Below are 10715 nucleotides of genomic sequence, written 5' to 3'. Positions count from 1 at the left end.
AGGTGGGCGTGTATTTACGGCACGATTACAAACACGTGACCATGGATACGATTGCGGACCAGAAGATGCCGGAATGGTGCAAACGGAATCGCGTCACCTTGATCCAACTGGGTCTACAGCTCTATAAACGCGCCTCTGAGGACTCTCGCATCCAAGTGAGTGGTTCAATCGACGACTGGATCTACCTGGTCAGCGATCCGCATCGCATTGCACGCCGCTGTCACGCAGGAAACTTCCTTTTCTTCAATACGGAAGGACGTCTGCGCAGTTGCATGTTCGGCACCGAATACGCGGATATCAAGCAAACTCCGCTGGATGGGATCGTTGCGCTGGATGGATTTGCCGAGGCGCGCAAGCTGCACGCCTCCTGCAGCATCTGTGTCCTGGCCTGCAACTGAGGTGTGCAGACTATAGGATTACGGGCCGTCCACGCTCCACCATGCGAAGAAAACGGCCCATGGCGATTGCGCGCAGCAGTCGCGAACGGTAGTCGATGGTTTCGGCCTGCTGCAGCCGCTCGACCGTGGGCCACGCATCCACAAGCGCCGATAGACGGGGCAGATCGAGCAGATGCAGGCACAATGCTGAGCGCTGCATCTCCGCAATCTCTGCGCGCACGCGCCCCCGTCCGGGGCGCAGACGGTCCCACCAGTCGCTTCCCTGCAGACCCCTCGGTCGAGCCGAGTACAGCGCCTTCGGAAGCCGGTCGCCGAATGCTCGAAGGTGCATGGCACAGGTCTGCCCGTCTTCGAGATAGTGCTCCGCCGGGATGGAAAAGCAGACCTCCAATACCCTTCGGTCTGCCATGGGGGAGCGCTGGTCAACGCCCCAGCAGGCTAGCGTCGCTTTATTAAACTGGCCTAGTTCCTGGCAGGTTTCGAGTACAGCGATCCTCTTGTCCAGACCCTCCGCCCGGGGTGAGCGAACCAACTCCTCGAAGCGGCGCGAAAGATCGTATTGCCTTACGCGATCGGGATGTACCGGGCCCATCCAGCCAGGGCGTAAGGATCTCAGCGACCGGGACCGGTTGATACGTGACGCCAACGCTGGGAATAATGCGTTTACCGCGGCTCGGACGGCTCCGCGCCTCGACAGGAATCCCCTTCGCTGGAGCGCTTGTATTTCACGGGCAGCGTGCCACAAATGGCCACACCTCGCCAGGGCAGCCGGAGTATCCAGTCCCGGATGACTGACCGTAACGTTGCCAGGTACACCATGGAGAACAATCGGGATGCCGCGCTCGTGCGCCACCTGGTATATGGAATCAAACCAGGTCAGGTTGCAGAGATGCCCCTGTGGCCTCCCCAAAATGGCCTCGTCAGGCATGAATTCGTCCAGTGGGGAGATGTGTATGGGCGGGCGCAGAATCAGATGTTCCATCTCTGGGTAGAGGGCAGCGGTGAGCTCGGCGAACTCCGTCTCGTCCGGAACTCTCCCCCATTGCCGGTCCTCGGTGGCCCTTGCGACAGGAGCTGCCGTGACCGCGATCAGGCGGCGATTGCTGCCGGCCATCAGGCGGGCTGCTGTAGCTGTCACCAGCGTGCTATCCATTCCGCCGCTCAACTGGCTGATGACGTCGCCACGGCCGCGCAACTGAGCCGTTACGGCGCGGTCAAAGGCTTCCTGGAGCGCCCCGGCGCTCTGCTCCCGTGTCTGGTGACATGGGGCAATCTCTTCCGGCCGCCAGTATCTCGAGTGGGAGCGGCCGCCGACTTCTGTAAAAGTGACCACGTTGCCTGGAAGCACCGAATGGAGTCCACGGAAGAACGTCTCGTCTGTGGGGCCCATGATGGGAACCATCACCTGCGCGACCCGTTCTTCGTTCACCTCGTAGGGAACCTCCGACAAGGCGTGCAGGCCACGTGGCATCGACGCCACCGCGACAAAATCGCTGCCCTGGTAAAAGAACAGAGGGCGCTCGCCCACGGGGTCTCGGGCCAGATGCAGACGCCGTAATCGGGTATCCCAGAGCACGAAGGCGAAGACCCCTGTCAGGTGATCGAGCGCGTCCATACCCCAGCGGCAGATTGCTTCAAGAAGAATGGCGCAGTCGGATAGGGATGGGGCTGCTGTCTGCGTGAGACCGAGTAACTCTGCCAACTCCAGGCGATTGTCCAGTCGAATATCTGCGACGAGGGCGTACCGCTCGTCGCGGCTCGTAGCCGGCTGCCGATCGAAGGCATCTTCCGGCAGCGATGCGCGGAGATCGCAGCCCACAGCCACGCTCCCGGCGGTCCAGCTTGACGGCTTTCCGGACCCATAGGGGGCCAGACCCCGCAGAATCCTCTCGCAACGCGACCCGGCGACGGGAGATCCGTCGAAAGATAAGGAGGCAGCAATCGCCGACATACCGTGAAGTGTATCGTGCAGGCAGCGTCAGATCGGAAGCCAATGCTTAGAAGGAAGGCTCGCTTGTGTCTTTGTTCCGCCAACTGCAGATGACAACTTCGAAGTGTCTTGATAGCTTGAAATGAAACATCAGATTTTTTGATCAGGAATAAAGTCTTCTTCTTTGCCGAAGACTCGAAAGTTCCGTTAATTGGCGCAACAAGCTATCATCGCTCGGTATCAAATTGTCTCTTCACTCGGAGGTTTTATGAATTCGTCTGCCCCAATCCCGTCAAACGATAACCAAGCCAATCCTGAAGGCAAGCTCGAGTGGTCGACTCCGCAGATTGGGGAACGAGATCTGGCCAGTGCCGACAGTGCATCAAGCGGAAGTTTTAATCCTGATGGGACCACGGTTTATAGCTAGAACTGGAGCTGGGTTGGGAACACATTTGTCGGCGACGGGATGCTGGCTATTCGGCTCCAGAATTCCGCTGCTTGTACTGCGGCAAAAAGAGCAGAACAGGCGTCTGCATGTCTGAGAAGTACCTGCGTAGAGTTTTTAGTGGCATCCTCTACGATGGCTCATCCATCTGTTTGCGGAACGGTGATCTGCAGCTTCTGAGCTTGAACAGTATTGGTCTCGCGATCTGGGATCTTCTGGAATATCCCATCACAATCACGGGTATCGTAGCTCGTCTGCTGGCGAGTTACGATGTCCGTGAAGCTGTCTGCCGCAGAAGCACACTTGAGTTTCTGAACGAGTTGGACAGGTTTGGGCTGCTCAGACATGTTTCAGCGCCTTCGGCGGCAGAGCAACAGCGGAGCCGCTATCTTCATCTCCTCAAACGGACTCTGACCAACCTTGTTTACCCTGAAAACGCCCTGAGGATCTCGCGGCTTGAGGAGGGTGCGTTCAGCACTGACCGCAAGACCCGCACCGCCCAGATGGTTCAAGTGCGATACACCGATGCCGAGGCTTATGCCACCTGCATCCGGGGTCTTCGTCTGGGAAACCCTGCTCTCTCCAACCGGAGCTTCCCCCGCACGCTGATCGGTCTTGCCGGTCTGGATAACATTGAGTTCTGCGCGGAACAGGTCTTCGCTGATGAGATTCCTGGCGACTTTCTGGAGGCTGGCGTCTGGCAGGGCGGCGCATCCATGATGATGCGGGCGCTGCAGCTTGCTCACCAGCAAGAGGACCGCTCGGTATGGTTGGCGGACACCTTCGACGGCCTTCCTGTGAACACCTCTGAACCCGATATCCGGTTTGGTGTGGATTTCTCAAAGAACGCTTTCCCGATCCTGGTAGCTCCGCTTCGTACAGTCATGGACAACTTCCGTGACCTTGGTCTATTGGACGGCAGGGTGCGATTCCTTCCAGGCCTGTTTGCGGACGCACTTCCGCAGGCAGACACCGGCCCGCTCGCACTGCTCCGGCTCGACGCCGACATGTACTCCTCCACCATGGATGCGCTGAATAATCTGTACCATCGGGTCAGTCCAGGCGGATTCATCATTGTGGACGACTACGGCCTTCCCGCCTGCCGTGAGGCCATCGATGAGTTCCGCGCAAGGCATGACATTTCCGACCCAATGCAGTGGGTCAATACGACATGTGTCTTCTGGCGAAAGTCGGGAGCTGCGGGGTGAAGATAACGTTGGTCCATCTGCATTCGTGGGACAGGCAGAATGAGGACCGCGCGAATCTCTTCCACAGGATTGAGCGCCCGTGTGCGCTGCTAAATCGTGATGGAAGATTCGAGGCGATGGGAATCTCCTCTGATCATCCCGATGCCCCGGCGATGGCGTATGCCGCAGACATTCTGGTTCTGCACGTTCAACACGATATGGCTCTGGAGGCGGTGATCGACTGGCGGAGGGAGCATGGCAAAGCCACGCTCTACGAGATAGCCGACGATATGAGCGCACCAGCGCCGTGGCGAAAGAAGCCACGGCGCWGTCCGTTGATCCTTAGCGACTGCTTCAATCTCGCATCGCGTTGCGCAGGGTTACAGTTCTCTTCTGCGGCGTTGGAGCGCAAGTACGCCATCCTCTCCTCATGCAGGCAGGTGCTGCCGAATCTGATCGAGATCCCTGCCAGACTGGCAAAGAAGCCTCCGGGATTCACGGTCGGCTGGGCAGGAACCCGCTCGCATCGGGAAGACCTTCGCCCGATGGTACGGATGCTGCGCGATCTGCTACATCGGCACCCTGAGATCCAACTCGCGATGAAGGGCGATCTCGAGATGTTGCACGAACTCTTCGGAGAACTTCCTGCAGATCAGTTCCGCTTCGAAGATTTTGGTTCACCGGCAAGCTATGAAGCATTCCTTCATACACTTCACGTCGGTCTGATTCCGCTTGCTGCAACGGGATTCAACGCGGGGCGAACGGATGTGAAGCTCTTTGAGTATGCGGCCGCGGGCATCGCCGCCATTGTCCAGCGGTCTTCCACTTATGCACCGCACCTGAAGGAGGTACTTTGCTTCCAGAATCCGCAGGAGCTTGAAACGATTCTGGAGAGGCTCTATCTACATCCCGAAGAGCTTCACGCTGAACGTGAACGTTGCCATGCCTATGCATTCGCGCGCAACGGATTGGCCTCGGGAATCGAGCAGCATGCGGCGTGGTATCTTTCACATGCTCCATCCCCCGAGAATCGCATCACGCTGCCTGCACAGACCCCGGAAGCGATCGAGGCGATGGAAGCATTTCATCGGTTGATGGAGCGTGACCTGAAGAGCGAAGCAAACCTCGAAGAGGCGTTGCGGACGCTCGAGAGATATCCCCACTATCTGCAACTTCGGTTGCTGGTGGTGCGACTTTTGGTTGCAACCTGGCGTTTGCCGGAAGCGATCGCGCGGGTACGTCCGCTGCTGGCCTCTATGTATCGCGACCGGGTTCTGATGACCGCACTTTCTCTGGCTTCGACCTCGGAGCAGGAAAGACTTCGCGGGTATCTGCGCTCGGCGGCCGGGCGTGCACGCAGCGTTCCTTTTCAACGAGAGAACCCCTCAGCCTTCGCTTGGCAAGTACTGCGAGACGTACCCTTCGATTACTTTTCGTTGATGCTTTGCTCGCGAGTACCGTCCACCGATCTTTCAGAGGCTCAGCGGCAGGAAATACAGCAAAAGGTCGCTCTCTTCTCGGCATAGGCTCCAGCCCGCTTGAGGACCTGGAGGATGGTCCGCATCACGCCTCCTCCGCCAATTCGGGTTCGGTGACTGTCTCCGCCTCGCCCTCCGTCATCGGTGGTTCGAGAGCGGTGTAAAGGCAATGACGATACAAGCGTATCTTCGGAGGCGGCGCCTACCCGAATCGTAGAGATGGGCGGGCAAGATTTGCTCGTCAATAATAGGGTGAATCTGAGGGATCGAAAACCCCAGCAGCGACCCTCGCCGGCCGCATCGGCTTGCGGGGACCTGCAGAAGTTTTCGAGAAAGTATCCCAAACGCGAACGCCCCCTAGAGAAGAAGGTGCATCATTCACCGCATCTTATTGTTTTTATTGAGCTTAGTGGTGACCCGGGCAGGAGTCCAACCTGCGACCTTCGCCTTAGGAGTGCGCCGCTCTATGCAACTGAGCTACCGGGCCACTTCCCTCCAGTCTAACCCGGCCCCCACTACCCGCTGCGGTAAACTTAAAGGTAGAGAGTCCAATGCCTGAAATCCACCGCCGCAAAGCTGTAACCGTCAATGTTGGAGGCGTCCGTGTAGGTTCCGACGCGCCCGTCGTCGTGCAGTCGATGACCAACACTGACACCGCCGACATCGAATCCACCGTCCAGCAGATCGCCGCCCTGGCGCGCGCCGGGTCTGAGATGGTCCGCATCACCGTTAATAATGACGACGCGGCCAAGGCTGTTCCCTATATTGTGGAAGGCATTCACAACAAAGGCTGGAATACGCCCATCATCGGCGATTTCCACTACAACGGCCATATCCTGCTGACGAAGTACCCCGCCTGCGCTCAGGCGCTCTCCAAGTACCGCATCAACCCCGGCAATGTTTCCATTGGCCGGAAGGACGACGATAACTTCCGCACTATGGTGGAATGCGCCGTCAAGAACCAGAAGCCCGTCCGTATCGGCGTGAACTGGGGCTCGCTCGACCAGGCCTTGCTGACCCGGATGATGGACGAGAACTCCAAGTCTGCCACTCCACTCGACGCCCGCGACGTCATGATGGAGGCCATGGTCGTCTCCGCCGTTGACAACGCCGCTGCCGCCGAGCGCTATGGTCTTCGCCGCGACCAGATCGTGCTCTCCGCCAAGGTCTCGAATGTCCGCGACCTGATCGACGTCTACTCTGAGCTCGCCCGCCGCTGTGACCATGCTCTGCACCTTGGCCTCACCGAAGCCGGTATGGGCATGAAGGGCACTGTCGCCTCCGCCGCCGGTCTGGCTCCCCTGCTTCTGGCCGGTATCGGCGACACCATCCGCGTCTCGCTCACTCCTACACCCGGCGGCGACCGCAGCGAAGAGGTCCGCTGCGCCCAGCAGGTGCTGCAGTCCCTGAACATTCGCAGCTTCATGCCCCAGGTGACAAGCTGCCCCGGCTGCGGGCGCACCACCAGCACCTACTTCCAGGAGCTGGCACAGCAGGTGCAGAACTACCTCACCGCCTCCATGCCCGACTGGAAGAAGATCTACCCTGGCGTTGAAGAGATGAAGCTGGCCGTCATGGGCTGCATCGTCAACGGTCCGGGTGAGTCGAAGCACGCCAACATCGGCATCTCGCTTCCCGGCACCTTTGAGGAGCCTAAGGCTCCCGTGTATGTCGACGGCAAGCTCTTCACAACGCTTAAGGGCGACCACATCGTGCAGGAGTTCCAGGTCATCCTCGATAACTACGTGAAGCAGCGTTACGGCAACCAGCCCCATGTCGAACTGGTCAACGCGTAACTCCTGAATCTCCGTCCTTCCCTGAAAAGACCGGCATCCGCCGGTCTTTTTGCTTTGCATGCCGCACAAACTCCGCTACCCTCGTTCCACACAAATTATGCGCACGTATCCTGCTCTGGCCTTCATCGTGCTCACAGTGTCTGCAGCTTCACAGACACCAACCATTCGCACCGGCACTCAGATCGTTATCGTCGATGTCGCCGTGACCGACTCGCGCGGTAATCCCATCCACGATCTCAAAGCCTCCGACTTTACGCTGACGGAAAACGGTGTCGCACAATCCATCGCTCGCTTTGAAGAGCACACGGCACCTTCCGTAGCAGCCCCCGTAAAGCTGGGACCGTCGTTCAAGATGGATGCCGGAATCTTTACCAATTACACCCCCGCTCCGACCGACCGGCCTCTGAATGTGGTGCTGCTGGATACATTGAACACACCGCTCAAAGACCAGGCCTACGTCCGCAACCAGATGATGGAGTTCCTGAAGACCATGCAGCCGGGCGCGAATATCGCAATCTTCGGCCTGACCTCACATCTGATCCTGCTGCAGGGTTTTACGTCTGATCCCTCCGTGCTGCGTGCGGCGCTCGAGCACAAGAAGAGCAACCCGAAGAACTCTCCCCTTCTTCCCGAGCCGATCGGTAGCGACACGATCTCAGACCAGGCCGCCCTCACCGGGGCCAGTGCGGAGACACTCGCAAACCTGCAGCAGTTCGAAGACAACATCACCGCGATCCAAAACCAGATGCGTGTTCTATACACGATGGACGCGATGAATCAGCTTGGCCGCTATCTCTCCGCGTTTCCCGGACGCAAAAACCTGATCTGGTTTTCGGGGTCATTCCCGCTCAGCGTCCTGCCGGATGGCGATAACCCCAACACCATGCAGTTCTCTTCGGATAAGGAGTTCCAGGACACGACGAACCTGCTTACCCGCAGCCAGGTCGCTGTCTACCCGGTCGATGCACGAGGCCTCTTTGCGCCACCGATGTATGACGCGTCAAACTCAGGTGCACGCTATGCCCGCAACCCTCGCGGGTTCGCGCAGGACCTCGCGAAATTTTCCGCGCAGACTGCCGACGAACACGCCACGATGCTGCAAATGGCCGAGGCGACGGGAGGCAAGGCTTTTCTCAATACGAACAATCTGCACTCGGCGGTGCAGAAGGCCATCGACTCCGGCTCAAACTTTTATACCCTGATCTACACTCCCTCAAACAAAGACTGGAATAGCAGATATCGCAAGATCGTCGTGCACTCTGACATACAGAACGTGCAGCTTACCTATCGCCGTGGTTACTATGCATATCCGCCGCAGGAATCGATGGCGGCGACGAACTCCCAAACCACTGCGCCGGGCTACGATGCCATGCGTGCTGCCATGCAACGCGGTGGACCGCAACCGACCGAGATTCTCTTCAAAGCACAGGTCCTCTCGGCTGCAACGCTGACCGATACCGCAGAACCCAGTACCAGCACCGCACCTGCGTTGAAAGGCCCGTTCCGGAAGTACACCATCAACTATGTAGCGCTTCCGGGCGACATCTCGTCTCCGATCGGAAAAGACGGGAACCACATCCTTGGGCTGCAGTTCGTTGTCGTCGCTTATGACCGGGATGGCAAGCCCCTGGCCTCCACAAGCAGTCCRCTCACCATCTCTCTGAAGCCCGACAACTATAAGATCATGATGCAGCAGGGGGTACAGTTCTCTGAGAACATCAGCGTTCCTGCAAAAGGAGAGGTCTTCCTGAGGATTGGCATTCACGATCTGTTGAGTAACAAGGTCGGTGCCGTGGAGCTTCCAACCAATGCGGTGCCATCACCAAAGCCATAAATTACTGCGGGACTAGAGCATTTTCCCTATGGKTGGAATGTAGGGATTCCGCATCTATGGGCGTTTTCCGCAATGAAAGCGCCGCTGCACGGCCCTCACGGGATACCGAGCAACAGGGGAAATGCTCTAAGACGGTTTGATCGCCTCTTCCAGACGATCGAGAAACGGCCACTGTGCTTCGCGTAGATACTCTTTGGCGTTCTCAAGATTGAACCAGCGGCCTTCATCAACTTCGGGGATTTCGATCTTCTTTCCTGACCGTGGCGGCCACTCCACCATGCAGGTATTGCTGACCAGCGTGTCCGCCTCGAAATCTCCGCGAAAGGCCCACGCCTCAACCTTCTTTCCGCTCTTCTGGCGGATGGACCCGAGCGGAAGAAACGGCGCTTCGGCCTCGAATCCAGTCTCTTCTCGAAATTCCCGAACTGCGGCTGCCAGAGGCTCTTCCCCGTCAAGGAATTCTCCCTTGGGAACAGTCCAGTGACCGGCCTGCTTCTTACTCCAGAAGGGTCCGCCAGGGTGCACCAGAAACACCTCCAGGACCGCATGCTGCAAACGGTACATCAGTAGCCCGGCACTCTGCTTCTCAGCCATCGCACTATGGTTTCGTCTTTGATACCCTCTTTGCAACTCCTCATGTCCGAAATATTGAGCAACGCCCAGACCGCCGTTTCGTATATCCGCTCCAAGACATCCCTGGAACCCAAGCTCGCCATCATCCTCGGCTCCGGCCTCGGCAGCTTCGCCTCACAGGTGGCCGATGCGGTCACGATTCCCTATGCTGAGATTCCGAACTTCCCGCAGTCAACCGTTGCGGGACACAGTGGCAAGCTGGTGCTGGGCACCATCGATGGAGTCCCCGTCGCCGTCATGCAGGGTCGCGTCCATGCCTACGAGGGATACACCATGGCGCAGGTCACCTTCCCCACGCGAGTACTCGGCTTGCTTAGTGTCAAAAAGCTGATCGTTACCAATGCCGCCGGCGGCATCAACACGCGCTATGGCCAGGGAGCCATCGTCGCCCTCTCTGACCACATCAATCTCTCCGGAACCAACGCGGCTCTCGGCCCCAATATCGACGCGCTAGGCCCGCGCTTCTTCGATATGTCCGCAGCCTACTCGCCTGCGCTGCGTAAGCTCGCCATCCATGAGGCTGCCAAACAGGGTTGGACGCTTAACGAAGGCGTCTACCTCGCTGTCCTTGGACCCAGCTATGAGACACCGGCGGAGATCCGCGCCTTCCGCACTCTGGGAGCGGATCTTGTCGGCATGTCGACCGTGCACGAGGTCATCATCGCCCGCCACATGGGCATTGAGGTCCTGGGCCTCTCCGTGGTGACCAACATGGCGGCGGGAGTGCTCGACCAGCCCATCAATCACGAAGAGGTCATGGAAATCGGCAAGCGCATCGAGGGTCAGTTCACGGCACTTCTTACCGCTCTGGTGCCGCAGATCTAATGATGTTCAAGCCACTCGTCATTGCAATTGCCGGTTGTTCGGGTTCGGGCAAGACCACCCTCGCGCGCGAGCTCTGTACCCAGCTCGAAGCTACGCTCTTCGCGCTCGATCTCTACTATCGCGATCTCTCGCACCTGCCGTTCGAGGCCCGCGACAAGACGAACTTCGACCACCCGGATTCGCTTGAGG

At 58.5% G+C, this 10715-nt stretch carries 9 protein-coding genes and 1 tRNA gene; 7 read left to right on the top strand and 3 right to left on the bottom strand.

Features of this window, described 5'->3' with window-relative positions; genetic code table 11:
* Positions 1-398: hypothetical protein (locus AB4043_RS03355; RefSeq protein ID WP_442306501.1), on the top strand; the 398-nt coding region annotated here is incomplete at its 5' end.
* A 10-nt stretch (positions 399-408) separates the two neighbouring features.
* Here AB4043_RS03355 and AB4043_RS03350 read toward each other — a convergent pair.
* Positions 409-2349, bottom strand: coding sequence for an asparagine synthetase B family protein (locus AB4043_RS03350; RefSeq protein WP_442298865.1), 1941 nt, complete (start codon positions 2347-2349; stop codon positions 409-411).
* 513 nt (positions 2350-2862) lie between these two features.
* Here AB4043_RS03350 and AB4043_RS03345 point away from each other — a divergent pair.
* Complete coding sequence (locus AB4043_RS03345) at positions 2863-3981, top strand: PqqD family peptide modification chaperone (RefSeq protein WP_442298863.1); 1119 nt, start codon at positions 2863-2865, stop codon at positions 3979-3981.
* Between the two features lie 116 nt (positions 3982-4097).
* Positions 4098-5486 (top strand): glycosyltransferase family protein, encoded by a 1389-nt coding sequence (locus tag AB4043_RS03340; RefSeq protein ID WP_442306500.1) that lies wholly within the window; start codon positions 4098-4100, stop codon positions 5484-5486.
* Positions 5487-5848: 362 nt separating this feature from the next.
* On the opposite strand, the gene AB4043_RS03335 is transcribed toward AB4043_RS03340, so the two are convergent.
* Positions 5849-5925: transfer RNA gene (locus AB4043_RS03335), tRNA-Arg, on the bottom strand.
* A 64-nt stretch (positions 5926-5989) separates the two neighbouring features.
* Between AB4043_RS03335 and ispG the strand changes: the two genes are divergently transcribed.
* Entirely contained in the window at positions 5990-7234 is a 1245-nt protein-coding gene (ispG, locus tag AB4043_RS03330; RefSeq protein ID WP_442298861.1) for a flavodoxin-dependent (E)-4-hydroxy-3-methylbut-2-enyl-diphosphate synthase, read from the top strand.
* 97 nt (positions 7235-7331) lie between these two features.
* Positions 7332-9068, top strand: a complete 1737-nt coding sequence (locus AB4043_RS03325) for a VWA domain-containing protein (protein WP_442298860.1) — start codon at positions 7332-7334, stop codon at positions 9066-9068.
* A 126-nt stretch (positions 9069-9194) separates the two neighbouring features.
* Here AB4043_RS03325 and AB4043_RS03320 read toward each other — a convergent pair whose 3' ends face one another.
* On the bottom strand, positions 9195-9662 hold the full coding sequence (locus AB4043_RS03320) for an NUDIX domain-containing protein (RefSeq protein ID WP_442298859.1): 468 nt from the start codon (positions 9660-9662) through the stop codon (positions 9195-9197).
* 42 nt (positions 9663-9704) lie between these two features.
* Here AB4043_RS03320 and AB4043_RS03315 point away from each other — a divergent pair, with 42 nt between their 5' ends.
* Together AB4043_RS03315 and AB4043_RS03310 are read left to right on the top strand one after the other, a co-directional pair.
* Positions 9705-10526, top strand: a complete 822-nt coding sequence (locus tag AB4043_RS03315) for a purine-nucleoside phosphorylase (RefSeq protein WP_442298858.1) — start codon at positions 9705-9707, stop codon at positions 10524-10526.
* Positions 10526-10715 (top strand): AAA family ATPase (locus tag AB4043_RS03310; protein WP_442306499.1); only part of this gene is annotated, 190 nt, incomplete at its 3' end. The genes AB4043_RS03315 and AB4043_RS03310, both read left to right, overlap by 1 nt.

Origin of the sequence: Terriglobus sp. YAF25, from assembly GCF_052113305.1 — a bacterium.
In the GTDB taxonomy this organism is placed as follows: domain Bacteria; phylum Acidobacteriota; class Terriglobia; order Terriglobales; family Acidobacteriaceae; genus Terriglobus.
The sequence above is the reverse complement of the archived record's forward strand: the minus strand, read 5'-3'. Positions and strand labels throughout refer to the sequence as shown.

Excerpts from the sequence above, each read along its gene's own strand:
- AB4043_RS03320 (WP_442298859.1), bottom strand. The coding sequence starts at position 9,662 with ATGGCTGAGAAGCAGAGTGCCGGGCTACTGATGTACCGTTTGCAGCAT.
- AB4043_RS03315 (WP_442298858.1), top strand. The coding sequence starts at position 9,705 with ATGTCCGAAATATTGAGCAACGCCCAGACCGCCGTTTCGTATATCCGC.
- AB4043_RS03345 (WP_442298863.1), top strand. The coding sequence starts at position 2,863 with ATGTCTGAGAAGTACCTGCGTAGAGTTTTTAGTGGCATCCTCTACGAT.
- ispG (WP_442298861.1), top strand. The coding sequence starts at position 5,990 with ATGCCTGAAATCCACCGCCGCAAAGCTGTAACCGTCAATGTTGGAGGC.
- AB4043_RS03350 (WP_442298865.1), bottom strand. The coding sequence starts at position 2,349 with ATGTCGGCGATTGCTGCCTCCTTATCTTTCGACGGATCTCCCGTCGCC.